The following is a 26,493-nucleotide window of genomic DNA, read 5'->3' on the forward strand; positions in this document are numbered from 1 at the left end:
CCGCGCCCCACCCGTCAGTAGGTGTGGGTGTTCGACTCCATGACGGAGAAGAAGCCCATCGCTCCGTAGAGGAAGAAGAGCACCGCGTAGACCAGGATGCCGGCGCCGAAGAGCACCCAGGAGATGATGGTGCACACCCTGGCCGCCTGCGGGTTGCTGGTGGCCGTCGTCAGCCCGATGACCGCCAGGACGAGGCCGACGATCGCCAGCGCCCAGCACAGGCACAGGCCCACGGCGTTGGCGACGATCGCGCCGATCGCCGAGCCCTGGCTCGCCGGGCTGGGCGGGGGCTGGAATCCGGGGCCGCCGTACCAGCCTCCCGGCGGCGGAGGAGGGGGACCGCCGCCGGGAGGCGGGTAGCCGCCACCGCCGGGCGGAGGAAAGCCTCCGCTGCCTCCCGGCGGGGGAAGGTAGCCGCCGGTTCCGGAGTCGTAACTCATGGAGACCTTTCACAGGGATACCGGGGGAGAACGCGTCACCCGGGTGGGACGCACCGTCAGTGTCCCAGGTTCTCCCCAACGCCCCGCCCCGGCACCGGATGACCGTTTGGCCGCGCGACGATTCCCACGCGGTCGCGGAGCTCGGATAGGGTCCCCTGCGTGGCTGTCACCTCCTTGCGACGAAAACTCCTCCTGTGCGCCGCGCTCGGCCTGCTCCTGGTCCCCGGGTGCCACACGGTGCCCCAGGCCCTGCCCTACGCCGAGGCGGTCCGCACCCCGCCCGAGGACGTGGCCGGGATGCGGGCGCGCACGGTGACGGTGGAGGCCGACCACAGCGTGACGAGCTACCGCTACCCGGAGCTGGGCGGCGCGCACCCCCTGACCGTGCGGGTGCGCACCCTCATGGCCCGGCGCCAGACCGACTTCCTGGAGGACCTCCCCGAGCGCGGCAGGCCCGAACTGCACCAGGACGTGTCCGTCCTGGCCGCCTCCTCCCAGGTGGTGGGGGTGCGCCTGACCGCGGCCACCGAGGCGGGCATGTCCCGGGACCTGACCGCCGACACCCTGTGGTACGACGCCGACAGCGGCGAGGTGCTGCCCTGGACCGCGCTCTTCCGCGACGACGAGGCGATCGAGCGGGCCCACCTGGCGCTGGCCCGGGTGCTGCGGGACGGCTACAACCTGCCCGCCCAGCAGCTGCCCGGAGTGGTGGGAGAGGCGGCCCGGGACCAGGCCGCGCTCGACGAACCCGCGCCGAGCCCGAGCGCCTCCCCCCGCGGCCGGCCCACGCAGGCCCCGGGGAGGACGGAGTTCTCCGACCCCGACCGGGTCCGTGAGGCCGCCGAGCGCTGGACCGACTCCCCCCTGCGGGACGCGGCCTTCAGCACGGCGGGCGGCCTGGCCGTACGCATGGACCCCGCCCAGGTGCCCGGCGCGGGCATGGTCCGGGAGGTCATGGTCCCGATCGAGGCCGCGGACGCCGAGGACCTGCTGTCCGAACTCGGCTACCGGGCCCGCGAGGCGGCCCTGTCGGGCAACGACCCGGGGGACGACCTGGTGCCGGACGGCGACTCCGACACCCCCGGGCACACCCTGGACTGCTCCCAGCTCAAGTGTGTGGCCCTGACCTTCGACGACGGCCCCGGCGAGCACACCGACGACCTGCTGGACATCCTGGCCGGCTACGACGCGCACGCCACCTTCTACGTCCTGGGCTCACTGGTCGAGGAGTTCCCCGAACCGGTCGAGCGCATGGCCGCCGAGGGGCACGAACTGGGCAACCACACCTGGAAGCACGACGACCTGGCACGGATGCCGGGCAACGCGATCAAGAAGGACATCGGGCGCACCAACGAGGCGGTGCGCGAGCTGACCGGGACCACGCCGCCGACCGTACGGCCCCCCTACGGGTCGCTGAACGGCACGGTGCGCCGGTCGGTGGACCAACCGCTGGTGTTGTGGGACGTGGACACCCTGGACTGGCAGAGCCGCGACCCGGAGGCGATCAGCGAGCACGCGCTCACGCACACCGCCCCGGGCAGCGTGGTGCTCTTCCACGACATCCACCGCACCTCGGTGGACGCCATCCCCCAGGTGCTGGCCGGACTGCACCGGCAGGGCTACCACTTCGTCACGGTCACCGACATCTTCGGCGGCCAGGGGCTGGAGCCGGGCGAGGTCCGCACCGACGCCCGGCTGACCTGAGCCGCGCCCGGCGCCTCACAGGAGTCTGCGCAGCAGTTTCTCCTTGGTCCGGGTGATGGGCGCGTAGGCCACCCGCATGGTGTCCAGGAGCAGCGGCTTGTCCAGCACCGACTTGGTGTGGGAGAAGGTGTCCAGCGAGGCCACCGAGTGATAGGCGCCCATGCCGCTCTCCCCCACCCCGCCGAAGGGCAGGCCGGGCACGGCCAGGTGCGCGACGGGCAGGCCGAAGGCCAGCCCGCCCGAGGAGGTCTCGGTGGTCAGGCGGCGCTTGGTCTCCTCCGATGCGGTGAAGCCGTACAGCGCCAGCGGCTTGTCGTGCCGGTTGACGAAGTCGATCGCCGCGTCCAGGTCGGGCACGCCGACCACCGGCAGGATCGGGCCGAAGATCTCCTCCGACATCACCGGTGAGTCCGGGTCCACGTCGCCGAGGACGGTGGGGGCCAGGTAGAGCCGCTCGCGGTCGTGGCGGCCCCCGGCGACCACGGTGCCGCTGTCCAGCAGCGCGGTGAGCCGGGCGAAGTGGCGTTCGTTGACGATGCGCCCGTAGTCGGGGCTGGCGGCGGGGTCCTCGCCGAACATCTCGGTGATGGCCGCGGCCAGCTCCCGCTGCAGCGGGGCCGCGGTGTCGCCGACGGCGAGCACGTAGTCGGGTGCCACACAGGTCTGACCGGCGTTGGTGAACTTGCCCCAGGCCAGGCGGCGGGCGGTGGTGGCCAGGTCCACGCCGGGCTCGACGATGACCGGGCTCTTGCCGCCCAGTTCCAGGGTGACGGGGGTCAGGTGCTTGGCGGCGGCGGCCATGACGATGCGGCCCACCGCCCCGTTGCCGGTGTAGAAGATGTGGTCGAAGCGCTCCTCCAGCAGGGCGGTGCTCTCGGGGACCCCGCCCTCCACCACCGCGACCGCCTCGGTGTCCAGGTGGCGCGGCACCAGGTCGGCCAGGGCCGCGGAGGTGGCGGGGGCCAGCTCGCTGGGCTTGAGCAGTGCGGTGTTGCCCGCCGCCAGGGCGCCGACCAGGGGCGCCAGGGACAGGTTCACCGGGTAGTTCCACGGGGAGATGATGAGCACGGTGCCCAGCGGCTCGCGCACCAGGCGGGCCCTGGCCGGGGCCAGGGAGACGGGCACCGGGACCCGGCGCGGGCGCAGCCAGGAGGACAGGTGGCGCAGGGTGTGGTCGATCTCGTTGACCACGAAGCCGATCTCGGTGGTGTGCGCCTCCACCGGGCTCTTGCCCAGGTCGGTGCGCAGGGAGTCCTCCAGCGCGGCGCGCTCCTCGGTGAGCAGGCGGCGCAGGGCGCGCAGCTGGGCGCGGCGCCAGGCCAGGGGCTTGGTGCGGCCGGAGGCGAAGGCGGCGCGCAGGCGGGCCACGGTCGGGGGGATCTCGGTGGTCAGGGTGAGCGGTTCGGGGACGGGCAGGGGGGCGCTCGCGGCGTCGGCGGCGGTGTTCGACATGCGCCGATGGTAAACGAAACACTTTCGTTTCCATAGGGGGCACTCGCATAGGATTTCCGGTATGACCACGGACCATCTGCCCGAGGCCTCGCGCGCGCCCCACCGGGGCAGGCCGCGCGACGCCGCCCGGGACCGCGCGCTGATGGACGCCACCCTCGCCGTACTCCAGTCCCACGGCTACAGCGGCCTGACCACCGCCGCCGTCGCCAAACGGGCCGGTGTCTCCACCGCCACCCTCTACCGGCGCTGGCGCTCCAAGGAGGACCTGGTCCTGGGCGCCGCCCGCGCCTGGGCCGAGGAACTGGGCCCCGACCGCGACACCGGGGGCCTGCGCGGGGACCTGTCGGCGCTGCTGCACGACAAGGCCGCCGCCCTGGACGGCCCCTCCGGGCGCCTGTTGCGCGCCGTCCTGGGCGAGGCCGCGCACAACCAGGCCCTGGCCGAGGCCCTCACGGAACAGTTCGTGCTGCCGCTCCAGGCCCGGGTGGAGGCCGTCCTGGCCCGGGCCGCGGACCGGGGGGAGATCCCCCCGGTCCAGGACACCACGGTGGTGGGGGAGATGGTGATCGGCCCCATGGTCAGCCACACCTTCCTGGTCCCGCACACCCCCGGGTCCCGCCCCGGCGCCCGCATGGCCGAGCGGCTGCTGCCCTACCTGCTGCGCGCCCTGGGCGCCCGGGGCGCCTGACCCCCGGCCCCGAGGGTCCCGCCGGTCCGCACGCGGCCTCAGTCGCGGGCGGGCAGAACCCGGCCGGTGACCTCGCCGAAGTGCACCAGCGCACCGTCGGCCCCGGGCGCGGTGGCGGTGATGGCCACCTCGTCACCGTCCTCCAGGAAGGCGCGCTCGGTGCCGTCGGACAGGCGCAGCGGTTGCTTCCCGCCCCAGGTCAGCTCCAGCAGGCAGCCCCGCTGGTCCGGCTCGGGGCCGCTGACCGTGCCCGAGGCGTACACGTCCCCGGTGCGCAGGCTGGCGCCGTTGACTGTCATGTGCGCCAACTGCTGGGCGGCCGTCCAGTACATCTGGGCGAAGGGCGGACGCGAGACCACGTGCCCGTTCACCCGCACCTCCAGGCGCAGGTCCAGCCCCCAGGGCTGGCCGGTCCGCAGGTAGGGCAGCGGCTCGGGGTCCTGGGCGGGCGGGGCCACGCGGGCCGCCTCCAGCGCGGCCAGCGGCACCACCCACGGCGAGACCGAGGTGGCGAAGGACTTGCCCAGGAAGGGGCCCAGCGGCACGTACTCCCAGGCCTGGAGGTCGCGCGCGGACCAGTCGTTGAGCAGGAAGACCCCGAAGACGTGGTCGGCCAGGGAGTCCGCCCCCACCCGCTCGCCCATCCGGGTTCCGGTGCCCACCACGAAACCGACCTCGGCCTCGATGTCCAGACGGGTCGAGGGGCCGAAGAGCGGAGCGGGCGCGCCCGGGGGCCTGCGCTGCCCCACCGGGCGCACGATGTCGGTGCCCGAGACCACGACCGTGCCCGCCCGCCCGTGGTAGCCGATGGGCAGGTGCTTCCAGTTGGGAGTGAGCGGCTCCTGTTCGGGGCGGAAGATCCGGCCGACGTTGGTGGCGTGGTGCTCGGAGGCGTAGAAGTCCACGTAGTCGGCCACGGTGAAGGGCAGGTGCAGGCGCGCCGAGGACCGCTCCACCAGGTGGGGGCGCACCGCGGCGGCCCGGGCGGGATCGGTGAGCCAGTCGGTCAGCGCGGCGCGCACCGCCTCCCACACCGGCCGTCCGGCCGCCAGCAGGGCGTCCAGGTTCGGCCGGGCGACGGTGTCGGCGAAGGGCGCGTCCAGGGCACGGGCGGCCGCGCCCAGGTCCAGCACGTACTCCCCCACCGCCACGCCGGTGCGCGGGGCGGGATCGGCGCCGGTGCTGAACACCCCGTAGGGCAGGGTCGCCAGGCCGAACGGCGCGTCGGGTACGGGATCGAGCCAGCTGTCGGGCATGGGTTCGCTTTCTCGGAAGTGGGCGGGTCAACGGGTGCGGGACACAGGCAGCGCTCCCAGGACGACCAGGTCCTCCAGGGGTTCGCTGATACTGCACGTCCCGAAGGAACGGAAGGCCGCGCGCACCGCGGCGGCCCGGTCGTCGGGGAGCGCGGCGGCGAGCGCGGCCAGGCGGGGGCCGTCGCGGTCGGCCAGCACGTGGGCGGCCTCGCGCACCGGGCCGCCGCCGACCAGGGCAGCGGTGGCCATCAGCACGTTGAGGAAACCGTGCTGCTCGAACCCCTCGGCGCTGGTGTGGCGCACGGCGTGGTGCAGCCCCGCCGTGCACTTGAAGGGCACCCCCCGTTCCACGGCCGCGTGCAGGAAGGCGGCCAGTTCCTCCTCGTCGGGGTGGGCCCGCGCGGTGAGCCCGCCGGTACGGAACTTGGCGCCGTACCCGGTACCCGCCAGGGCCGCCAGGTCGGCGGCCACCTCGCCCTGGCGCGCCACCTCCACGAACCCGCCCGCCCCCGCGGGCAGGCCGGCCCCCAGGGCGGCGGCCGCCTCCGCGGCCCGGCCGGGCTCGGCCGCGACCTCGACCCCCACCAGGCGCAGCGCCGGATCGGCCAGTACGGCGGCCACCGCGGGTTCCACCCCGTCGGGGCCGCCGGGGACGGTGACCGCGACCGCCAGGGGCTCGGGGGCGCCCTCCTCGCGGGCCAGGACGGCGCGCAGCTCGCCCAGGCGGGCGTCGGAGACCAGGAACGGGCCGACGTAGGCGGCGCGCGGGCCCGACCGGTGCGCGCGGTGCGCGGACAGCGCCCCCACCATGGGGGCGTTGCCGGGCGGGAAGAGCGCGGCGTCGTCGAACAGGCCGCGGTACAGGAGCACGCTCATCCCCGCTCCCGGCGTCCGCCGGCCCAGGTCCAGGCGTAGCCGCCGTCGTCGCTGGCCAGACCGCCCTCGCCCAGGTCCAGGGGGCGGAAGGTGTCCACCATGACGGCGAGCTCGTCGAAGGCCTGCACGCCGATGCTGCGCTCGTAGGCGCCGGGTTGGGGGCCGTGGGAGTGGCCGCCCGGGTGCAGGGAGACCGACCCCTGGCCGATCCCCGAGCCCTTGCGGGCCTCGTAGTCGCCGCCGCAGTAGAACATGACCTCGTCGGAGTCGACGTTGGAGTGGTAGTAGGGCACCGGGATGGCCCCGGGGTGGTAGTCCACCTTGCGCGGCACGAAGTTGCACACCACGAAGTTGTGCCCCTCGAAGACCTGGTGGACGGGCGGCGGCTGGTGGACGCGACCGGTGATGGGCTGGAAGTCCTCGACGTTGAAGGCGTAGGGGTACAGGCACCCGTCCCAGCCCACGACGTCGAAGGGGTGGGTGGGGTAGGTGTAGCGGGTGCCGGAGATCCCGCCGGGGCCGTCACCGCGGTGCTTGATGAGCACCTCCACGTTCTCCCCCTCCGCCAGCAGGGGTTCGGAGGGGCCGCGCAGGTCGCGCTCGCAGTAGGGGGCGTGCTCCAGGAACTGCCCGTAGCGGGACAGGTACCGCTTGGGCGGTGCGATGTGGCTGTTGGCCTCGATGGCGTAGGCGCGCAGCGGCTCCTGGCCGGTGGGCACCCAGCGGTGGGTGGTGGCGCGCGGCAGGATGACGTAGTCGCCCCGTCCCACCTCCAGCAGCCCGAAGACGGTCTCCACCCGGGCGGTGCCCGACTCCACGTACACGCACTCGTCGCCGATGCCGTTGCGGTACAGCGGGGAGGGGGCGCCGGCCACCACGTAGGACAGGCGCACGTCGTCGTTGCCCAGCACCAGGCGGCGCGACTGGACGACGTCGGCGGCCTTCCACTCCTGGCCGGGGAAGAGCTCGTGCAGCCGCAGGTGTCGGGGCACCATGGGCGCGTTGCGGGTGCGGGTCTGGTCCGGGACGCGCCACTCGGCGGCGTCGACGATGGCCGAGGGGATGGCGCGGTGGTACAGCAGCGAGGAGTCGGAGGAGAACCCCTCCTCCCCCATCAGCTCCTCGTAGTACAGGCCCCCCTCGGGGGTGCGGTGCTGGGTGTGGCGGGTGCGGGGCACCTCGCCCACCTGCCGGTAGTAGGCCATGGCGGTGTTCTCCCTACCGTGTCGGTGGATGGCGGTCAGACGGTGGCGGCGGCCGCGCCCAGGGCGGTGCGCACCGCCTCGCGCACGGCGTCGGCGCCGGTGACGACGGCGGCGACGTGGGCGTCGGGGCGCACCAGCCACACCTGGCCCGGTTCGGGGGCCAGGGCGCGGGTGAGCGCTCCGGTGGCGTCGATCTCGTGCAGGTACAGGGCGGTGACGGGGGCCGGGGTGGCCTCGCGGGCGGCGGCGCGCACACCCGACAGGAAGGCGTCGGGGTCGCCGTCCCCGGGGGCGGGGCCCGCGAGCAGGGTCAGCCCCTCGCGCAGCAGGGGGCGCAGGCGCTCGGGCGCGCCGGGGCCGGGCAGGGCGACGGGGGCGTCGGGCATGACCACGCCGGGGCAGGGGGCGGGGGCCTGCCCGCGGGCGGGGCGCCCGCCGAAGGGGCGTTCGGTGCAGGGCGTGGTCAGGGCCGAGTCGGTGTACCAGAACGGTTCGGCCAGGCGCCCGGAGTCGACCAGGGCGCGGGCGGCCTCCTCGGTCAGGGCCCGCTCCAGCACGTCCAGGCGGGTGCGGTGCTCCTGTTCGCTCCGGGGGACCAGGAAGCGCATGGTGGCGCTGGTGACGTCGGCGTTCTCCAGGGCGGCGGCGTGGCGTTCGGTGTGGTAGCTCTCCAGCAGCTCCTCGCCCGCCCACCCGGCGCGCACGTAGGCGAGCTTCCAGGCGGCGTTCTCGGCGTCCTGCACCCCGGAGTTGAGGCCGCGGGCGCCGAAGGGGGCGACCAGGTGGGCGTTGTCGCCGGCCAGCAGGACCCGGCCCGCGCGCATGCGGTCCGCCACGCGGGTGTGGAAGCGGTAGACCGAGTGCCACACGATCTCGTAGGGGCGCTCGCCGATGATCTGGCGGACGCGCGCGTCCAGGCGTCCGCTGGCCTGCTCCGCGGCCAGGTCGAAGTCGCTGGGCACCTGCCAGTCGATGCGGTAGACCGAGTCGGGGCAGGGGTGGATGAGCACCTGGCGGCCGGGGTTCCACTCGGGGTCGAAGTAGAAGCGGCGCTCGCGTTCCCACCCGGCCAGGTCGGCGCGGATGTCGCAGATGAGGAAGCGGTCGTCGAAGCTGGTGCCCTCGAAGGCGATCCCCAGGGCCTGGCGGACGGAGCCGCCGTGCGCGCCCAGGCAGGACAGGGCGTGGGAGCCGCGCAGGGACACCCTGCCCCCGGGGGTCTGGCACTGGACGGTGACGCCGTGCTCGTCCTGGGTCAGGCCCGTGACCCGGTGGTTCCACAGGGTGGTCAGGCCCGCCGCGGCCATGCGCTCGTCCAGGACCTGTTCGGTGCGCGACTGGGAGATGTTGACGAACGGCGGCAGCGGCGAGGCCCCCGGGTCGGGCAGGCGCACGCTGAACAGTTCCCGTTCGCGGTAGAAGGTGCGTGCGGTGTCCCAGGTCAGGCCCTCGCGGGTGAGGGTTCCGGCGCCCAGCCAGTCCCACACGTCCAGGACGTCGCGCTGCTGGCAGATGGCCTTGGACCCGACGGCGTCGCGTTCGGGGCGCGCGTCCAGGACCAGGACGGGGACGCCGCGCCGGGCCAGCAGCAGGGCCGCGGTCTGGCCGACCGGTCCGGCGCCCAGGACCAGGACGGGCTCGGCGCCGGTGTCGGCGCCGGCGGGGGTGCGGGGAGCGGGGGGTCGCATGTGGTGGCTCCATTCACGTGGACGCCCCGGACGGGCGGGGGTGGACGGGGTCGGGGTCGGGTCAGCCCTGGAGCTGGTCCCAGACCTGGCGGTCGCGCTCGGCGGTCCAGATGACGGGGCGCTCGATGCCGGAGAACTCGTCCCACAGGCGCGAGACGTCGAAGGGCAGGCAGTGCTCGAAGATGGGCCAGTGGCCGTAGTCGTCGACCAGGGCGGCGTGGGTGGCCTCGAAGGCCTCCTTGAGCGTGCCGCCGCGCCGGTGGACGGCGCCGACCTGCTCGATCATGACCCGCAGGAAGCCGCGGGTCTGCTCGATGGCGGCGTCGACCTCCTCCCGGCCGCGGCTGACGGCGCCGCGCCCGCCGACGAGCATCCGCGCGCCCAGGGCCTTGACGCCGTCCAGGGTGGCTCCGGCCCAGTCGTGGTGGAAGGCGTCGCCGGTGTAGAGGGCGGCCTGGGCCTCGACGAGGTCGCCGGCGAAGAGGATCTCCTGGCGGGGCAGCCAGGCGACGATGTCGCCCTCGGTGTGGCCGCGGCCGAAGTACTGCAGGACCAGTTCGCCACGGTTCCCGCCCAGGTCGATGGTGGTGCGGTCGGCGAAGGTCTGGGTGGGCCAGGTCAGCCCGGGCACGGAGCCGGCGTCCTTGGCCAGGCGCGGCATGCGGGCGAACTCGCTGGCCCAGTCCTCCTTGCCGCGCTCGCGGATGAGGGCGTGGGTCTTCTCGTGGGTGAGGATGATCTCGGCGTCGAAGGCGCTGGCGCCCAGGACGCGGACCGCGTGGTAGTGCGAGAGCACCAGGTAGCGGACGGGCTTGTCGGTGTGCTCGCGCAGCTTGGCGAGCCACTCGCGGGCCGCGGTGGGGGTGGCCAGGGCCTCGAAGGCCACGAGGAAGTCCTCGCCCTCGATGGCGCCCACGTTCGGGTCGCCCTCGGCGGTGAGGGCGTAGACCCCCTCGGCCAGGACCTCCAGGGTCTGCTCCTTGGCCTGGGTGTCGGCGGATGAGGCGAACGGCTTGGCTGCCATGGTCGGGCCCTTCACGCGTTGGGGGCGGCGCACCACCCGATTGATCAAAGGTTTGATGATTCTGACCCGGGCGTGCCCCGCGCCACAACCCCGGGAGGCGTGGAACCCCCGCACAAGTGGCGCAGATCACATTCTCAGGCTACTCTCTCCCTTTCCCGCACCCGGGGCGGACGACCTCGCCACGCCGGCACCCCCGCCACGCGCACGCCACAGGGGAAAGACCAGGTAAACAGCGCGCACACACCAGGTACTAGGCTGGTCGGCGTGACCGACAACGCCGCTCCCCCCAGCGATCTCACGTTCTGGTCCTTCGTGGACTACGCGGTGCGCAAGGCCGAGCAGGAACTGCCCTCCGTGAACACCGACGCCATGCGCATGGTGTTGACCCTCAACCGGGCCACGAGCATGGTCATCTACGACCTGGAGTCCTCGGTCCACCGCCCCCGCGGCCTGACCTGGCCGGGCTTCCGGGTGATCTTCGCGCTCTGGCTGGCCGGACCCATGGAGGCCAAGACCACCGCCGAGATCTCCGGCATGAGCCGCGCCGCCCTGTCCGCCCTGCTCAACACCCTCGAACGCGACGGACTCATCGTGCGCGAACGCGCCGCCCACGACCGGCGCGCCCTCCAGCTCAGCCTCACCGAGGCCGGGTACGGCGCGATCCTGGGCAGCTTCCGCGCCCACAACCGGCGCGAGAGCGCCTGGGCCCAGGCCCTGGAACCCGACGAGCGCCGCGAACTCGTCCGCCTGCTCAACAAGCTCATGGCGGGCTCCACCGACGCCAAGGCCAAGTTCCGCAGCTGACCCGGCAGTCCACCGCGGCCCCCAATGGACCTTGCCGCGCCCCGCCGGCGGCGCGAGCATCAGGGGCATGGACGACTCCCACTCCACCACCCGCGTGCCCCTCGCCCTCCGGGACGAGTTCTCCCCCCAGGCCGCCTACCTCGACACCGCCACCCACGGCCTGCTCCCCCGCCGGAGCCGCCGCGCCCTGGAGGAGCACGCCCGCGACCTGGCCGAGGGCCGATTCCACCCCGCCGACGCCGACCCCCTCGTCGACCGGGTCCGCGCCGCCTACGCCCGCCTGGTGGGCGTCTCGGCCGACGACGTCGCCGTGGGCACCCACGTCGCCCAGTTCGTCGGGGCCGTCGCCGCCAGCCTGCCCCCGGGCGCGCACGTGCTGACCGCCACCGGGGAGTTCACCTCGCTCACCTTCCCCCTCATGGCTCGCCAGGAGCACGGGGTCCGGGTCCGCGAGGTCCCCCTGGCCGACCTGGCCGGCGAGGTCGGCCCCGCCACCTCCCTGGTGGCCGTCTCCGCCGTGCAGTCCGCCACCGGACAGGTCGCCCCGCTGGAGGACCTGCGCGCCGCCTGCGCCGAGCACGGCACCCGGCTGCTGGTGGACACCACCCAGGCCGCCGGGTGGCTGCCCCTGGACGCCTCCCGCGTGGACTACACGGTCTGCTCCACCTTCAAGTGGCTGCTGGGCACCCGCGGGGCCGCTCTGCTCACCGCCGCCCCCGGCGCCCTGGCCGCGCTCCGCCCCCCGGCCGCGAACTGGTACGCGGGCGAGGACCGGTGGTCCTCCCTGTACGGGGGCCCGCTGCGACTGGCCGAGGGAGCCCGCCGCCTGGACCTGCCCCCGGTGTGGTCGGCGTGGATCACGCTGGAGCGCTCCCTGGCCCTGCTGGAGGAGGTGGGCACCGCCGCCGTGCACGCGCACAACACCGCCCTGGGCGACCGGCTGCGCCGGGCCCTGGACCTGGAACCGGCCGGGTCGGCGATCGTGTCGGTCCCGGTTCCCGAGGGGGCCCTGGAGCGCGTCGCCGCCGCGGGGGTGCGCACCGCCGCCCGCGACGGCAGGCTGCGGGCGGCGTTCCACCTGTACAACGACGCCTCCGACGTGGACCGCCTGGTCGGCGCCCTGCGCGGCTGACCCCCTAGAAGATCACCCCGCAGAACGGGGCCCGGGGGCGGTGCAGGGCGGCGTCCAGCCGCTCCACCGCCCCGGGGGTGTGCTCGGTGAGCAGCCCCGCGCGCAGGTAACCCTCCAACGCGGTCTGCCCCAGGTAGGCGGCACCCAGATGGGACACGTCCACGCTCAGGTCGGGGGCCGCGTCGGTGGCCTCCGCCCGGGCGCCGTCGGTCCCGGCCTTGAGCCGCCAGCGCCCCGCGTTCCACGGAGCGTAGCGGTCACCGACCTCCAGCACGGTGTCCACCGGGGCGGCGTAGGAGCGCTCGGACAGAGCCCCGGGCACGTCCACCAGACGCACCCACAACGACGTGTACAGGGTGGGCGGCGCCGCGTCGCGGTCCGCCAGCAGGTGGCGCAGGGGGTCGTCCACCGGCAGGGAGTCCAGCACGACCCCGGTGGTCAGGTCCCGCGAGAACAGGTGCTCGTACAGGGCGGTCCAGGCCGCCGGGACGGTGGCGGTGACCTCCTGCACGTGCACCTCACCGCGGGCGCCGTCGCGCTCCCACGTGCTCTGTGTCCGGTAGAGGGCGTACCCCACCGGCCCGTCGGGACCCTCGACCACCACCGCCCACAGCGGCCCCTTGCCGCCCCGCTGCGCGGGGTCGTCGCGCAGGAGGCGGTCCCACCAGTGCGCGGCGCGCTGGAACTGGCCGACCTGGACGGCGGCGACCTCGCGGTGCACCCGCTCCAGCTGGGGCCGCGCCCGCCCGGGCTCGACCAGGCGCACGGTCAGGGCGGGGTCGCGGGGCGCGTCGGGGCGCAGGACGGTGCGCGGGGCGCGCACGGAGGTCTCCATCTCTGTGGCCGCCGGACCGTACCCGAACCGGCCGTAGATCGACCCCTCGGAGGCCCACAGGGCGGCGTAGCGCTGTCCGCGCGCGTGGGTGTCGGCCAGCTGGCGGCGCATCATCGCGCTGAGCACGCCCCGGCGCCGGTGGGTGGGCCACACCCCCACCCCGGTCACGCCCGCGACCGGGCGCGGACCGCCGGGCAGGGCCATCTCGAACGCGAAGTCGTTGACCGCGCCGACGATCTCCCCGTCGTCGCCGGTGGCCACCAGGACCCGGTCATAGCCCTCGGCGTCCAACAGGGGGCGCAGGGTGGCCTCGCGCTCCTCGGTGCTCTGCGCGGACAGCAGGGCCTCGCCGACCACCCGCATCACCTGCGCGTACTCCTCGCGGTCGGTACCGCGCACGGTCCACTCGGCGTCCCGCCGCGGGCCGGATTCGATCGTCATGGGCAGTGTTCCCGTCCGTTCTGGCGGCGCCAGCCGCCTGTGGGGTGGTCAGAATTCGGTACTGCAGAAGGGGGCGCGCGGCACGTACAGGGCGGTGTCCACGCTCGCCGCCGCGCCCGGGGTGTGCTCGACCGCCGCCCCGGCGTCCACGAACCCGGTCAGGGAGCGCCGCCCCAGGTAGGCGGCGCCCAGGTGGGACACGTCCACGGTCAGGTCGGGGGCCGCGTCGGCGGCCTCCACCCGGGCCCCGCCGGGGCCGCCGCGCACCCGCCAGCGCCCCGCGTTCCAGGGCGCGTAGCGGTCGCCGACCTCCAGCACGGTGTCCACCCCGGTGGCGTAGGGCCGCTCGGACAGCGCCCCGGGCACGTCCACCAGGCGCACCCACAACCCGTCGAAGCCGCGGCGCACCAGGCGCCGGGGGTCGGCCAGGTGCACGGTGAGGGGGTCGTCCTCGGGCAGGGCTTCGAAGGCCGTCTCGGCGATCAGGTCGCGGGAGAACAGGTGCTCGTACAGGGCCACGCGCGCGGCCGGGGTGGTGGAGACCAGGTCGGACACCTCGATGCGCCCCTGGGCCAGGTCCTCCCCCCACCGGCCGAGGAGGCGGTGCAGCGCGTAGCCCGCGGGCCCGTCGGGGCCGCGCACCAGCGCCACCCGGACCCGCCCCGGCCCGGGTTTGGACCGCTCCCGCAACAGCTGGCCCCACCGGTTCGGGGAGCGGACGAACTCCCCCGCCCGGGCGGGCACGGCGCGCTGGTGCAGATCCTCCATCTCCTGGCGGACCTGGTCGGGTTCGGCCAGCTCCACGGTCAGCGCCGGGTCGCGGGGCGCGTCGGGGCGCAGCGCCGTGTGGGGGCGCTGGATGCTCGCCCGCACCTGGTGGAAGGCCATGCCGTAGCCGAACCGGGGGTAGATGCCGCTCTCGGAGGCCCACAGCACGGCCAGGTGCTCCCCGCGGGCGCGAACGTCGGCGAGCTGGCGGCGCATCATCGCGCTGAGCACCCCCCGGCGCCGGTGGGTGGGCCACACCCCCACCCCGGTCACGCCCGCGACCGGGCGCGGACCGCCGGGCATGGTCATGCGCAGACCGCAGGCCATGGCGGTGCCCACGATCCGCTCCCCGTCCAGGACGAGCAGGGTCCGGTCGTGCTCGGCCGTGGGATGGTCGCGCTCGCCCTCGACCACCTCCTGGGCGGAGACGTTGACGGCCTCGGCGAAGACCCGCAGCGCCTCGGGGTGTTCGGCCTCGCTCCCGACTCGCACGGTCCACTCCCGGCCGCCGGGTCCCTGCGCTCGCACACCTGTCATGAACCCGAGCCTCTCAGCCGCGCACGGGGCGTGCCACTGATTTTCCGCCTGGTGGCACCCGTGTCGCCCGCCCCGCCGAGCGCGCTCAGCCGCCGTGGCGGGCCGAGGCCTCCAGGGCGGACCGGACCCGGTCGGTGGCGGTGAAGGCGCCCAGGGCGATGAGTCCGACCAGGTCGGCGTCGGTACCGCCGCCGGCACGCCAGTGCTCCACATGGGCGTCGCTGACCCGGTGGGGGGCCAGGGCCGCGCACAGCGCCAGGCGCGCTGCGGCCCGCTCGGTGCCCTGGAGCCCCTCCAGGTGCTCCTCGGGCCAGGCCCCTGCCAGGGGCGGCGGGGTGAGGTCGCCCCCGGCGACGACCGCGCGTACCCGGGCGCGGACCGCCCCGGGCAGGGGCAGGGCCTCGACGGCCTCACGCAGCGCGGTGTAGGCGGTACCGACCGGGCTCTGGCGCGCCCAGGCGGGCACGGGGCCCCGCACGGGCGGGAGCAGGGACAGGGAGCGGCCGGGCGCGACGGAGTCGCCTGGGCCCCGGCGGACGGCGCGGCCCAGGGCACGCCGGACCAGGCGCGAGTTCTGGGCGTTGGCGGGCAGGAGGCGTTCCTCCAACAGGGAGGTGACCACGCGGTTGATGAAGTGGGTGACCAGGGCGGTGCCCACGAAGGCGGCGGTGTGCTCGGCGGGGAAGGGCGCCGGGGGGAGCTCGCCGGGGGCGGCGGTGGCCGCGGCCCAGTCGGCGAGGGCGGCCCTGGCGGGGTCCCGGGGGCTGCGGCCCGCCCGCACGGCCTCGGCTGCGGTGTGCTCGCCCGCGGCGTGCCCCAGGGTCGTGTGTGCGTCGACACAGAAGGGGCAGCGGTTGGCCGCGGAGACCGCGGCGGCGACGAGCTCGCGGTCGGCGCGGGAGGCGGGTCCGGCGAGTTCGGCCTCCCGGAGCAGGGCCCAGACCGCCACGAGCAGGGACGGAACCCGGGACAGGGTCATCAGGGGGCCGTCGGCGAGCAGGAACTCCTCACGGATCTGGGTGTAGGCGGCGGCGACCGGCCCGGTGGCCTCGCGCGGTGTGACAGGGGTGGTGTACCGGTAGATGCTGGCCATGGCTGGGGTTCCTCCGGGGAAGCGAAGCTTTATCGCAACTTTTTGTTGCGATAACTCAGCCTGCCGCACCGACAACCACCAAGCAACAAGGAGTTGCGTTGACTTCTGCCTCCCGACCCCTCGGCCGAGGCGCCAAGGTACGCGCCGCCGTCCTGGCCGCCACCCTGACCGAGTTGGGCGAGCGGGGCTACTCGGGCCTGAGCGTGGAGGGGGTCGCCCAACGCGCCGGAGTCCACAAGACCACGGTCTACCGGCGCTGGCGGGACCGCCAGAGCCTGGTGGTGGACGCCCTGGGGCAGGTCGTGGCCCAGGACGTCCCCATGCCCGACACCGGAACACTGGAGGGCGACCTGCGCGCGATGGCGCGCTCCCTGGTCGACGTGCTGGCCTCCCCCACCGGGGCGGTCATCGCCGCGATGCTCGCCGACGCCGTACGCATACCCGAGGTGGCCCGCGCCCGAGACCGCATGTTCGACGACCGGGTCGCCCGGGCCCGCCCGGTGGTCGAACGCGCCCGGGCCCGCGGGGAACTGCCCCCGCACACCGACCCCAGAGATCTGGTCCGCGCGCTGGCCGCCCCCGTCTACCTGCGCCTGCTGGTAACCGGCGACCCCCTGGACGCGCGGGCGGTGGAGGAGGCGGTGCGCTCGGCGCTCGCCGCCGCACGGCCCACGGGGAACCCGCCCGCCGCTCCCGCGTCCCCCCCAGCGGAGGGGTAACACCGCCCGCGGCGGGGCACCTCTTCCCTGTGACACGTGCGACCACCTCCTTCCAGGCCCGATCCGACCGACGCCCCCGCGACGGGGAGCACCGACTCGTGGTGGGGGTGGACGCCGGAGGCACCGCCACCCGCGCCCTGGTCACCACCCTGGACGGAAGACGGATGGGCCTGGGCCACGCCCGGGGCGCCAACCCCAACGCCCACGGCGCCGACAGCGCCGCCGCCCACCTGGCCCAGGCCCTCACCGCCGCACTGGACACGGCCGGGCCCCGCTCACGCGAGTCCGTGGCCGCCGCCGTGGTCGGCCTGGCCGGAGCCTCCGCTCTGCGCGAGGAACACGTACGCGCCCGCATGGAAAGCGCCCTGGCCCAGGCGGGCCTGCCCCGGGTCCGCGCGGAGTTCACCGGCGACGACGAGGTGGCCTTCGCCTCGGGCACCCCCGCCCCCGACGGCACCGTCCTCATCGCCGGAACCGGGGCTATCGCCACCCGGATCGAGGGGCGGGCGCGCACACGCTCGGCCGACGGGATGGGCTGGCTGATCGGCGACGAGGGATCGGGGTTCTGGATCGGCCACCAGGCCGCCCGGGAGACGGCCCGGCAGCTGTCCCGGGGCGGGGCGCTCAGCCCGCTGGCCCGCGCGGTGGCCAAGCGGGTCATCCCGGGCCAGCGGCCCGCACCGGACCGCGCGCACCTGCCCGAGGAGCACGCCCGCGCCTTCGCGCGCACCCTGACCGCCGCCGCCCCCGTCACCCTCGCCGCCCTGGCCCCGCTGGTCAGCCAGGCCCTCGAGCAGGGCGACCCCGCCGCCGAGGTGATCGTGGAGGCCGCCGCCGGACACCTGGCGCACTCGGTGCACCATGTGCGCAACCCGGGCGAGCGCCAACCCGTGGTCCTCGCGGGCGGGGTGCTCACCGGATCGGAACCGGTCCGCGCGGCGCTGATGCGCAAGCTGACCCTGGGCGCGGCCGGGTCCGCGATCACCCTGGCCGGGTGCACGGCGGGCGGGGCGGCCTGGCTGGCGGCCCTGCGGGCGGGTGCGCCCGAGCACGACCGCCGCCTGCACGCGGTCTTCACCCGCACCGACCGCGATCCGGGCCAGGACCGCACCGACGCGGCGTGAACCACACGGCGCCGACCCGTGTTGCCCCGGGTCGGCGCGTACCCTACGGTAGAGAAGACTTAGGGTTGGCTAACCTGACAAGAACCGAGGGGGCGCTGTGGCACAGCGGCAGGGACGCGGGAACAGAACCGTCCACACCGGACGGGTGGAGAGCGTCGAGCGCCTCACGCCCCACATGATCCGCGTCGTCCTGGGCGGCGAGGGCCTGGCCGCCTTCACCACCCGGGGCCACACGGACAGCTACGTCAAACTCCTCTTCCCCCCGCCCGCCCCCGGCGACCCCGAACCCTACGACCTGGACCGGGTCCGCGCCGAACGCCCCCGCCAGGAGTGGCCCGTCACCCGCACCTACACCGTGCGCGCCTGGGATCCCCGCGCCCGCAGGCTCACCCTGGACTTCGTCCACCACGGCGACACCGGCCTGGCCGGCCCCTGGGCGGCCTCCGCCCGGCCCGGCGACCGCCTGCGCCTGCTCGGCCCCGGCGGCGGCTACGCCCCCGACCCCGACGCCGACTGGCACCTGCTGGCCGGGGACGAGAGCGCCCTGCCCGCCATCGCCGCCACGCTCGAACACCTGCCCGCCCACGCCCGCGCCCACGTGTTCGCGGAGGTCGCCGGCCCCCGCGAGGAACAGGACCTGGCCGGCGGCCCCCACGTGCGCGTGACCTGGCTGCACCGCGCCGACCGCCCCGTGGGCGCCGCCCTGGTCGAGGCCGTACGCGCCCTCGACTTCCCCCCGGGCACCGTCCAGGCCTTCGTCCACGGCGAGGCCGGGTTCGTCCGCGACCTGCGCCGCCTGCTGCGCGTGGAACACCGCCTGCCCAAGGAGCGCCTGTCGGTGTCGGGCTACTGGCGGCTGGGCCGCGACGAGGACGGCTGGCAGAGCTCCAAGGCGGAGTGGAACCGCGACGTGGAGGCCGAGGAGGAGGCCGCCCTGACCGGGGCCTGAGCCCGCAGCTTGCTCACATCCGCAGCCCCTCCAGGGCGATGAGGTAGGCCTCGTTGTAGGTCGGGAACTGCGGGATCGTATCGGCCAGCACCGCCACCGGCAGGCCCGTGCGGATGGCGAGCGCGGCGGTGTGGATCCACTCCCCCGCCATCGCCCCGAACGCCCAGGCGCCCACCAGCACCCCGCGCCCGCGGTCGGCCACCAGACCCAGGGTCCCGCGCGGTTCGGTCTCGTAGGTCCAGGGCCGGGCCAGGCTCCGGGCCAGGTCGACCTCGGAGGTGACGGTGTCGATCCCCGCCCGTCCGGCCTGCTCCTCGGTCAGCCCCACCCCCGCGGCCTCGGGCGAGGTGAAGACCACGCGCGGCACCGCGGTGTAGTCGGCGGTGCGGTCCCCGCCCAGGATGTTGTCGGCCACCACCCGCCCCTGGTACTTGGCCACGTGGGTGAACAGCGCCCGTCCGGTGGCGTCTCCCACCCCCCACAGCCCCGGCGCCGCCCGGCAGCGCTCGTCCACCACCAGGGCGGAGGAGTCCACCCGCACGCCCGCCTCCTCCAGGCCCAGCCCGTCGGTGCGCGGGCGCCGCCCGGTGGCCAGCACCACCACGTCGGCCTCCACCGTCCGGCCGCCCTCCAGCACGGCCCGCACCCCCGCGCCCCCGCGGGCCACCGAGGAGACCTCGCTGCCCAGCAGCACGGTGACCCCGTCGCGCTCGAACTGGTCGGCGACCAGCTCACCCAGCCGCGGATCCTCCCGGTCCAACAGGCGCGGACCCCGCTGGACCAGCGTGACCCGGGTGCCCATCCGGGCCAGGAACTGGCCCAGCTCCACCCCCACTGCGCTACCGCCGACCACCAGCGCGCGGCCGGGGATCTCGGTGAGCGTGGTCGCCTCCCGGTTGGTCCACACCAGTGAGGAGTCCAGGTCCTCCAGTCCCCTGATCGGCGGATCGGCGGCCCGCGAACCGGTGGCCACCACCACGTGGTCGGCGGTCAGCTCGGTGCCGCCCGCCTCCACCCGCCAGGGGTCGCACCCGACCACGCGCGCCTGCCCCCGCACCACCAGGGCACCCTGGTCGCGGTAGCCCCGTTCCTGCGCGGAGTCGTCGAGGTGGCGGATCATCCGGTCCCGGTAGGCGCGCAGTCCCGCCCAGTCCAGGTCCGGTCGGCCCACGCCGGCCGCGCCCTCGGCCTCCTGGCGCACCTCCGGTGGGCGCAGCAGCACCTTGGTGGGGACGCACGCCCAGTAGGCGCACTCCCCGCCGATGAGCTCGCGTTCGACGACCGCCACCCGTTTGCCCGCCTCGAGCAGGCGTCCGGCGACGGTCTCCCCGCCCGGGCCCATGCCGATGACGACCGCGTCCATGTGTTCCATAGGTCCTCACTCCGCCCGTGTTCCGGTGGTCCCCTCCCCCGATGGTGTCCCCCGCCCGGGACGCGGGGAAGACCCGACACACCCCGCCGCCCGGCGCACCGGAGCCGCGCCGCACCCCGCGCGGTTGGGCGGCACGCCGCCCACGTGGTGAAATATTCGGTCGGCACCCGCCCCACCCGAGAGGAACAGCCTTCCCCGGCGCACCCGCATGTCCACGCAGACCCTCATCCTCGTCCTCGACCTCGTCGGCATCCTGGCCTTCGCCATCGACGGGTCGCTGACCGCCATACGCACCGCGCGCGTGGACATCGTCGGCGTCATGGTCCTGGGCGTGGTGACCGCCCTGGGCGGCGGCGTCATCCGCGACCTGCTGCTCGGCGTCACCCCCGCCACCTTCCAGGACTGGCGCTACGTCTGCACCGCCATGCTGGGCGCCACCGCCGCGTTCTTCCTCAGCCGCCAGCTCACCCACCTGGCCAAACCGATCCTGGTCTTCGACGCGGCCGGTCTGAGCCTGTTCGCCGTCATCGGTGCGACCAAGGCCCTCGAACTCGGGTTCGGCCCCCTTCAGGCCGCCCTCCTGGGCGCGGTGACCGGGGTGGGCGGCGGCACCATCCGCGACGTCCTGCTCAACCGCGTCCCCACCGTGCTCAGCGCCAACTCGCGCCTGTACGCCGTCCCGGCCCTGCTGGGCGCGGGCCTGGTCGCCGCCTGCGCCACCGTCGGCCTGACCGGGGGACGGATCGCCGTGGTCGGGGCCCTGCTGTGCTTCGGCGTGCGCCTGCTGTCCCTGCTCTACCGCTGGAGCGCGCCCCGGCCCCCGGGCGCCCCGCCCCTGTGAGCGGCCCGCTCACCCCGGCCCGGCCGCCGGGCCCCCGGGCCCCAGGGCCCGGGCCGCCACACCGCGCAGAATGGTGACCATGGCGGGTACCGGTTCGGGCGGGCGGCGCCGGTGCACGGCGTAGATCTCCCGGGCCAGCCGCACCTGCCGCAGCGGACGGCTCACCCACCCCGTCCCGCGCGCCGAGGCCAGGATGCTCAACGGGATCAACGCCACCCCCACACCCGCCTCGATCAACGCCAGCGCCACCTCGTAGTCACGCGTCTCGTAGGCCACCGTCAGGCGCACCCCCGCGGCGGCCGCCGCGGTGTCCAGGCTGATCCGGTTGTGGATGCCCGGGGCGCCGCAGATCCACTCCTGGTCCGCCAGCTCGGCCAGCGAGGGGTCGCGGTCGGTGTACGGGTGCCCCCGGGGCAGCGTCACCAGCAGCGGATCCACCAGGACCCTCTCCCGGTGCAGCCCTCCGGCCCGGGGCAGGGGCACCGCCGGGTAGCGGTGGGTCACCAGCAGGTCCAGCTCGCCGGAGGTGACCAGGTCATACCCCCCGGGAGGCTCGATGTCGGCCAACGACAGGCGCACCTGGGGGTGTTCGTGGCCGAAGGCGGCGAGCGTGGCGGGCAGCAGAACCTTGCCCGCGCTGGCGAAGGCCCCCAGGGACAGGCGCTCGGGAGCCGCCCCGACCAGCGCCCGCACCGCTGCCTCCGCGTCACGCAACTCCCCCAGCACCCGCTCACCGTAGGCGAGCAGGACCCGGCCCTCCTCGGTGAGCGTGGCGCCGGTGCGACCGCGCTCGACCAGACGGCAGCCCAGCTCGCGCTCCAACTTGGTCAGCTGCTGCGACAGCGCGGGCGGGGTGAAGGAGAGCCGCTCGGCCGCCGCAGCGATCGACCCCGCGTGCGCGATCTCCACCAGCACCCGCAACCGGTTGGCGTCCAGCACGAACTCTCCCTACAACAAAGCTCGGCACAAAGCTTCGCTTACCCTTCCTTAGCAAGCCCAACTTTAAGTTAACCACCGGTAGGGGCAGAGTGAGAGCTATGAGCTCCACGACCGCGCACGCCACACCCACGGCCACCGACGTCCGCGCCGCCGCCGAACGCATCTCCCCCCACGCCCGCCGCACCCCGGTCCTGCGCACCGAGGTCGACGGACGCCCCCTCACCCTCAAACTCGAACACCTGCAGCGCACCGGGGCCTTCAAACTGCGCGGAGCCCTCAACGCCCTGCTCGGCGGTCCCCCCACCGACCGGGTCATCACCGCCTCCGGCGGCAACCACGGCCTGGGCGTGGCCACCGCCGCCCGCCTGCTCGGCGTCCGCGCCACCGTCTACGTCCCCCGGACGGTCCCCGAGGCCAAGGCCGCCCCCCTGGCCGCCACCGGCGCCGAGATCGTCCGCGTCGGCGACCACTACGCCCAGGCCGCCGAGGCCGCCGCCGCCCGCGCCCAGGCCGAGGACGTACGCTACCTGCACGCCTTCGACGACCCCCTCGTCGTCGCGGGCCAGGGCACCATCGGCCTGGAGATCGCCGCGGACGCCCCCGGGTGCGACACCATCGCCGTCGCGGTCGGCGGCGGCGGCCTGGTCGCGGGCGTACGCCTGGGCGCCCAGGGACGCCGCGTCGTGGGCGTGGAACCCCGGGGCTGCCAGAGCATGCACGCCGCGATGGCCGCCGGGCACCCCGTCCAGGGCCCCGTGGACTCCGTGGCCGCCTCCGCACTGGGCGCCGCCGCCCTGGGCCGGGTCCCCTTCGAGGTCCTCAGCGCCCACCCGGTGACCCCCGCCCTGGTCAGCGACACCGAGATCCTCCAGGCCCAGGACCGCCTGTGGGAGGAGTTCCGCATCGCCACCGAACCCGCCGCGGCCGTCCCCTTCGCCGCCTGGCTCGCCGGGCGCGTCCCCGGCGACCACCCCTGCCTGGTGATCTGCGGAGCCAACGCCCAGTGGCGGCGCGAGGGCTGAGACCTCCGGGGCAGCCCCTCCCCCGCCACAGCGGCCCTCCAGGGCGCACAAGGGCACGACCTGGCACAACGGACCCCGCCCCCCGAGGGTGACCTGGGGCACTCCACGCACCCCGGGCCCTTGTTACCGATCAGTCGCCCTTACATTGGACTGCGGCGTCCGACCAGTGGTGAGGGAGAACACGTGCTCTACGGTGCGTTGCGGCAGACGGTCTCGGTCTTGGCCCGCACCCTGTGCCGCCCAACGGTCGAGGGCCGGGAGAACATCCCCACCACCGGCGCGGTCCTGCTGGCCAGCAACCACCTGTCCTTCATCGACAGCGTCGTCATCCCCCTGGCCGCCTCCCACCGGCGCGTACGCTTCCTCGCCAAGTCCGACTACTTCGAGGGCACCGGCCTCAAGGGCCACCTCTCCCGCACCCTGTTCACCTCCCTGGGCGCCATGCCGGTCCAGCGCACCGACGCGCGCGGCGCCATGCTCTCCCTGGAGATGATGCTGGAGAGACTGCGCGAGGGCGAGGCCTGCGTCATCTACCCCGAGGGCACCCGCTCCCTGGACGGACGCCTCTACCGCGGTCGCACCGGCGTGGCCCTGCTCGCCCTGGAGTCCAAGGCCCCCGTCGTCCCCGTCGCCGTCACCGGCACCCAGCACGTCCAGCCCGTCGGCGCCTCCCTCCCCCGCCCCCACCCCTACACCATCCGCTTCGGCGCCCCCCTGGACTTCTCCACCGGCTACGACCACCTGGCCCCCGGCAAGGCCCGACGGGTCATCACCGACGAGATCATGGACGCCATCCAGGCGATGTCCGGCCAGGAACGCGCCGGAAAGTACAACACCATCGGCGGCCACGAAACCACCTAGGCTGCCCGTATGCGCGTGCTCCTCATCTCCGACACCCACATCCCGCGCCGCGCCCGCGACCTACCCGACCAGGTCTGGCGCGAGGTCGACCGCGCCGACGCCGTCATCCACGCCGGGGACTGGTGCGACGCCGACAGCCTGGACCGCCTCCAGGGCCGCGCCGCCCGCCTGATCGGCGTCCACGGCAACAACGACGGCCCCGAGCTGCGCGCCCGGCTCCCCGAGACCGCCCGGGCCACCCTCGAGGGCGTGCGCATCGCGGTCGTGCACGAGACCGGCCCCGCCCGCGGCCGGGAGCACCGCTGCGCCCAACGCTTCCCCGACCACGACGTCCTCGTCTTCGGCCACTCCCACATCCCCTGGGACACCACCGCGCCCACGGGCCTGCGCCTGCTCAACCCCGGCTCCCCCACCGACCGGCGCCGCCAACCCCACCACACCTACATGACCGTCCAGGTCCAGGACGGGCACCTCCACCACGTCCGCCTGCACCGGATCGTCTGAGCCCGGCCGACACGGCTCAGAAGACCAGCACACCCACGATCCCCGCGTAGACAACGATCAACAGCACTCCCTCGAAACCGATCCGCGCCCATCCCCGCGCCTGGCGCAGGATCAACCCCGCCAACAGCACCACCGTCATCAGCACCGCGCCCGCGGTCAGGAACAACTCCTCCTCCGTCGCCACGTGGAACAGCGAGCCCGACCGGTAGAACACGTCCCCCACCGCCAGGTTCAGCACGTCCAACGCGTTACCGCCGATCACCGCGGACACCGCCAACGTCATCGCCCCGCGCCGCACCGCCGCCACCGCCGCGACCGTCTCCGGCAGCGCGTTGACCGCGCCCAGCGCCACCGCCCCCACGAACCCCGCTCTGAGCCCCGTGGTCTCCACGATCGTGTCCGCGGCCACGGCAAGCACCCACCCGCCCACGGCCACCACCGCGCCCACCGCGACGAACCGGACCCACAACACCCCGGTCCGCGGCGCCCACACGTGCTCACCCGACCCCGGCGCGCCCCCACTCGCAGGAACGTCCACCACGGTCTCCCGGGTACGCACCGCCCGCCACATCGGATGCTTGTGCTCCTTCTGGATCAACCACAATCCGCCCGCGTAGAACAGCACCAGCCCCAGCGACGCCGGATGCACCCCCGCCACCGTCACATCCGGACCAAAGGACGCCAAAAGCACCAACGACAGCAAACCGATCAACAGGCTGCAGAAGAGCAGGTTCGCCGACGACGCCGCCGCGTGCTCCAGATTCGCCCGCCGGTGGAAGAAGTCGGCCACCGCCAACGCCAGCGTCTGCGCCGCGATCCCCCCGACCGCGTTGCCGTAGGCCAGCCCCGGCTGATCCACCACCGCGCTCACCGCCGTCATCACGATCCCCGACAACGACGTCGCCAACCCGAAGAACACCGCGCCGAAGACCGCCTCACCCCACCCGGTACGGTCGGCCAGCACATCACCCAGCCCCGTCATCCGCACACTGGCCGCCACCGTCACCACGGCCGTCAGCGCGAACAGCACCACACTCCAGGACAACGGCCAGGGGGGAGCCAGCACCTCCAACGCAGCCCTCCCCCGCTCAGCCGGTCCACACCGCCACCCGACTACCCGAGGCGCCCCGCCACACACGCCGGTACACGATGGGCCAACTCCGGGTTGACCGTGATTACCCTCCGCGCCCTCGGGTAGCGGCCGCGAAGACGACGTGTCGCCCACCACATCCCCCAGGAACGAGGAGACGGATGTTCCGGCACACCAAACACCTGCAGTTCGAAGCCAAACCCGAGGCCCCCGACGCGCTCTACGCCATGAAGCTCCAGGAGCTCATCGGCGGTGCCTACGGAGAGATGACCGTCACCATGCAGTACCTGTTCCAGGGCTGGAACTGCCGTATCGAGGGCAAGTACAAGGACCTCATCATGGACGTGGCCACCGAGGAGATCGGCCACGTCGAGATGCTCGCCACCATGGTCGCGCGCCTGCTGGAGGGCGCCCCGGCCACCACCGTGGCCAAGGCGGTCAAGGACCCGGCCGTGGCGGCCATCGTGGGCGGCATGAACCCGCAGCAGGCCATCGTCTCCGGCGGCGGCGCCGTGCCCGCCGACTCCGCCGGCACCCCCTGGAACGGCAAGTACATCGTGGCCAGCGGCAACCTGCTCGCCGACTTCCGCGCGAACGCCGCCGCCGAGGCCCAGGGCCGCCTGCAGACCGCACGCCTGTACAACATGACCGACGACCCCGGCGTCAAGGCCATGCTCCAGTTCAACCTCGCCCGCGACACCGTCCACCAGAACATGTGGCTCGCCGCCATCGAGGAACTCCAGGAGGACGGCATCGAGGGCGAGATCGCCCCCAACGCCCTCCTGGACGAGGAGAACCAGGAACACGCCAACACCATCTGGGGCCTGTCCGACGGCACCGACGCCTCCCAGGCCCGCTGGGCCCACCGGCCCGCACCCGACGGCCAGCACGAACTGCGCTACCTCGACCAGCCCGACCCGCTCGGCGGCCCGGCCTCCGCCCCGCCGCCCGACCCCGAGCTCTACGCCTCCTTCGACGGCCAGGGCGGCGAGGGCTCGGCCAAGGGGCCCGACAAGGCCACCAAGAGCGAGGGCGTCATGGGCAAGCTCAAGGACACCCTGGAGTAGCCCCGCCCCGCCCACCCACGGTCACCCCGTCTAGGCTTGGCGGGACAGAACCCACCGTCCTC

General features: G+C 74.5%; 25 protein-coding genes. 12 read left to right on the forward strand and 13 right to left on the reverse strand.

The window, feature by feature from the left end; genetic code table 11:
* Window positions 1–14: 14 nt before the first annotated feature.
* Window positions 15–440 (reverse strand): hypothetical protein, encoded by a 426-nt coding sequence (locus FYW95_RS27820; protein WP_201294977.1) that lies wholly within the window; start codon window positions 438–440, stop codon window positions 15–17.
* Between the two features lie 159 nt (window positions 441–599).
* Between FYW95_RS27820 and FYW95_RS21600 the strand changes: the two genes are divergently transcribed.
* On the forward strand, window positions 600–2,144 hold the full coding sequence (locus FYW95_RS21600) for a polysaccharide deacetylase family protein (protein WP_159943448.1): 1,545 nt from the start codon (window positions 600–602) through the stop codon (window positions 2,142–2,144).
* A gap of 15 nt (window positions 2,145–2,159) precedes the next feature.
* Here the strand turns inward: FYW95_RS21600 and FYW95_RS21605 are convergent, their stop codons facing one another.
* Complete coding sequence (locus tag FYW95_RS21605; RefSeq protein ID WP_160050692.1) at window positions 2,160–3,596, reverse strand: aldehyde dehydrogenase family protein; 1,437 nt, start codon at window positions 3,594–3,596, stop codon at window positions 2,160–2,162.
* Between the two features lie 61 nt (window positions 3,597–3,657).
* On the opposite strand from FYW95_RS21605, the gene FYW95_RS21610 reads away from it, so the two are divergent.
* Window positions 3,658–4,284, forward strand: coding sequence for a TetR/AcrR family transcriptional regulator (locus tag FYW95_RS21610; RefSeq protein ID WP_201294978.1), 627 nt, complete (start codon window positions 3,658–3,660; stop codon window positions 4,282–4,284).
* A gap of 38 nt (window positions 4,285–4,322) precedes the next feature.
* On the opposite strand, the gene fahA is transcribed toward FYW95_RS21610, so the two are convergent.
* The 5 genes from fahA to FYW95_RS21635 all read right to left on the reverse strand — a co-directional run bounded on the left by fahA (window position 4,323) and on the right by FYW95_RS21635 (window position 10,333).
* On the reverse strand, window positions 4,323–5,540 hold the full coding sequence (fahA, locus tag FYW95_RS21615) for a fumarylacetoacetase (RefSeq protein WP_159943446.1): 1,218 nt from the start codon (window positions 5,538–5,540) through the stop codon (window positions 4,323–4,325).
* 27 nt (window positions 5,541–5,567) lie between these two features.
* Window positions 5,568–6,416 carry a hypothetical protein gene (locus tag FYW95_RS21620; RefSeq protein ID WP_159943445.1) on the reverse strand — a complete coding sequence of 283 codons (849 nt, stop codon included), beginning with the start codon at window positions 6,414–6,416 and terminating at the stop codon, window positions 5,568–5,570.
* On the reverse strand, window positions 6,413–7,621 hold the full coding sequence (locus tag FYW95_RS21625) for a homogentisate 1,2-dioxygenase (protein WP_159943444.1): 1,209 nt from the start codon (window positions 7,619–7,621) through the stop codon (window positions 6,413–6,415). Before FYW95_RS21625 ends, FYW95_RS21620 begins: the two co-directional genes overlap by 4 nt.
* 35 nt (window positions 7,622–7,656) lie before the next feature.
* Window positions 7,657–9,309, reverse strand: a complete 1,653-nt coding sequence (locus tag FYW95_RS21630; protein ID WP_159943443.1) for an FAD-dependent monooxygenase — start codon at window positions 9,307–9,309, stop codon at window positions 7,657–7,659.
* Window positions 9,310–9,370: 61 nt separating this feature from the next.
* A complete protein-coding gene (locus FYW95_RS21635; RefSeq protein ID WP_159943442.1) occupies window positions 9,371–10,333 on the reverse strand; it encodes an MBL fold metallo-hydrolase in 963 nt (320 codons plus the stop codon).
* A 264-nt stretch (window positions 10,334–10,597) separates the two neighbouring features.
* On the opposite strand from FYW95_RS21635, the gene FYW95_RS21640 reads away from it, so the two are divergent.
* On the forward strand, window positions 10,598–11,137 hold the full coding sequence (locus FYW95_RS21640) for a MarR family winged helix-turn-helix transcriptional regulator (RefSeq protein WP_159943441.1): 540 nt from the start codon (window positions 10,598–10,600) through the stop codon (window positions 11,135–11,137).
* Between the two features lie 67 nt (window positions 11,138–11,204).
* The gene (locus FYW95_RS21645) at window positions 11,205–12,269 is read left to right on the forward strand and encodes an aminotransferase class V-fold PLP-dependent enzyme (protein ID WP_159943440.1); all 1,065 of its coding nucleotides are present in this window, start codon (window positions 11,205–11,207) and stop codon (window positions 12,267–12,269) included.
* A gap of 4 nt (window positions 12,270–12,273) precedes the next feature.
* On the opposite strand, the gene FYW95_RS21650 is transcribed toward FYW95_RS21645, so the two are convergent.
* The 3 genes from FYW95_RS21650 to FYW95_RS21660 form a co-directional block, all read right to left on the reverse strand.
* Window positions 12,274–13,545 carry a GNAT family N-acetyltransferase gene (locus FYW95_RS21650; RefSeq protein ID WP_159943439.1) on the reverse strand — a complete coding sequence of 424 codons (1,272 nt, stop codon included), beginning with the start codon at window positions 13,543–13,545 and terminating at the stop codon, window positions 12,274–12,276.
* A gap of 48 nt (window positions 13,546–13,593) precedes the next feature.
* The gene (locus FYW95_RS21655; protein ID WP_160050693.1) at window positions 13,594–14,850 is read right to left on the reverse strand and encodes a GNAT family N-acetyltransferase; all 1,257 of its coding nucleotides are present in this window, start codon (window positions 14,848–14,850) and stop codon (window positions 13,594–13,596) included.
* 85 nt (window positions 14,851–14,935) lie between these two features.
* Window positions 14,936–15,943, reverse strand: a complete 1,008-nt coding sequence (locus FYW95_RS21660; RefSeq protein ID WP_160050694.1) for a carboxymuconolactone decarboxylase family protein — start codon at window positions 15,941–15,943, stop codon at window positions 14,936–14,938.
* Window positions 15,944–16,041: 98 nt separating this feature from the next.
* On the opposite strand from FYW95_RS21660, the gene FYW95_RS21665 reads away from it, so the two are divergent.
* The 3 genes from FYW95_RS21665 (at window position 16,042) to FYW95_RS21675 (ending at window position 18,735) form a co-directional block, all read left to right on the forward strand.
* Complete coding sequence (locus tag FYW95_RS21665; RefSeq protein WP_160050695.1) at window positions 16,042–16,662, forward strand: TetR/AcrR family transcriptional regulator; 621 nt, start codon at window positions 16,042–16,044, stop codon at window positions 16,660–16,662.
* 107 nt (window positions 16,663–16,769) lie between these two features.
* Window positions 16,770–17,786: an N-acetylglucosamine kinase gene (locus tag FYW95_RS21670; RefSeq protein WP_160050703.1), complete on the forward strand. Its 1,017-nt coding sequence runs from the start codon at window positions 16,770–16,772 to the stop codon at window positions 17,784–17,786.
* 97 nt (window positions 17,787–17,883) lie between these two features.
* The gene (locus FYW95_RS21675; protein ID WP_160050696.1) at window positions 17,884–18,735 is read left to right on the forward strand and encodes a siderophore-interacting protein; all 852 of its coding nucleotides are present in this window, start codon (window positions 17,884–17,886) and stop codon (window positions 18,733–18,735) included.
* 13 nt (window positions 18,736–18,748) lie between these two features.
* Here FYW95_RS21675 and FYW95_RS21680 read toward each other — a convergent pair whose 3' ends face one another.
* Window positions 18,749–20,107, reverse strand: coding sequence for a dihydrolipoyl dehydrogenase family protein (locus FYW95_RS21680; protein WP_160050697.1), 1,359 nt, complete (start codon window positions 20,105–20,107; stop codon window positions 18,749–18,751).
* A gap of 208 nt (window positions 20,108–20,315) precedes the next feature.
* Between FYW95_RS21680 and FYW95_RS21685 the strand changes: the two genes are divergently transcribed.
* Window positions 20,316–20,948 carry a trimeric intracellular cation channel family protein gene (locus FYW95_RS21685; protein WP_159943433.1) on the forward strand — a complete coding sequence of 211 codons (633 nt, stop codon included), beginning with the start codon at window positions 20,316–20,318 and terminating at the stop codon, window positions 20,946–20,948.
* Between the two features lie 9 nt (window positions 20,949–20,957).
* Here the strand turns inward: FYW95_RS21685 and FYW95_RS21690 are convergent, their stop codons facing one another.
* Window positions 20,958–21,887 (reverse strand): LysR family transcriptional regulator, encoded by a 930-nt coding sequence (locus tag FYW95_RS21690; RefSeq protein WP_159943432.1) that lies wholly within the window; start codon window positions 21,885–21,887, stop codon window positions 20,958–20,960.
* A 98-nt stretch (window positions 21,888–21,985) separates the two neighbouring features.
* Here FYW95_RS21690 and FYW95_RS21695 point away from each other — a divergent pair, with 98 nt between their 5' ends.
* From FYW95_RS21695 to FYW95_RS21705, 3 genes are all read left to right on the forward strand, one after another.
* Window positions 21,986–22,909: a serine/threonine dehydratase gene (locus FYW95_RS21695; RefSeq protein WP_159943431.1), complete on the forward strand. Its 924-nt coding sequence runs from the start codon at window positions 21,986–21,988 to the stop codon at window positions 22,907–22,909.
* Window positions 22,910–23,092: 183 nt separating this feature from the next.
* Window positions 23,093–23,770 (forward strand): lysophospholipid acyltransferase family protein, encoded by a 678-nt coding sequence (locus FYW95_RS21700; protein WP_159943430.1) that lies wholly within the window; start codon window positions 23,093–23,095, stop codon window positions 23,768–23,770.
* Between the two features lie 9 nt (window positions 23,771–23,779).
* Window positions 23,780–24,274, forward strand: a complete 495-nt coding sequence (locus FYW95_RS21705) for a metallophosphoesterase family protein (RefSeq protein ID WP_159943429.1) — start codon at window positions 23,780–23,782, stop codon at window positions 24,272–24,274.
* A gap of 16 nt (window positions 24,275–24,290) precedes the next feature.
* Here the strand turns inward: FYW95_RS21705 and FYW95_RS21710 are convergent, their stop codons facing one another.
* Window positions 24,291–25,304 (reverse strand): sodium:calcium antiporter, encoded by a 1,014-nt coding sequence (locus tag FYW95_RS21710; RefSeq protein WP_236572272.1) that lies wholly within the window; start codon window positions 25,302–25,304, stop codon window positions 24,291–24,293.
* Window positions 25,305–25,525: 221 nt separating this feature from the next.
* On the opposite strand from FYW95_RS21710, the gene FYW95_RS21715 reads away from it, so the two are divergent.
* Window positions 25,526–26,431: a manganese catalase gene (locus FYW95_RS21715; RefSeq protein ID WP_159943428.1), complete on the forward strand. Its 906-nt coding sequence runs from the start codon at window positions 25,526–25,528 to the stop codon at window positions 26,429–26,431.
* Window positions 26,432–26,493: the final 62 nt, after the last annotated feature.

It is taken from the genome of Nocardiopsis sp. FR4, from assembly GCF_009830945.1.
Lineage (GTDB): Bacteria > Actinomycetota > Actinomycetes > Streptosporangiales > Streptosporangiaceae > Nocardiopsis.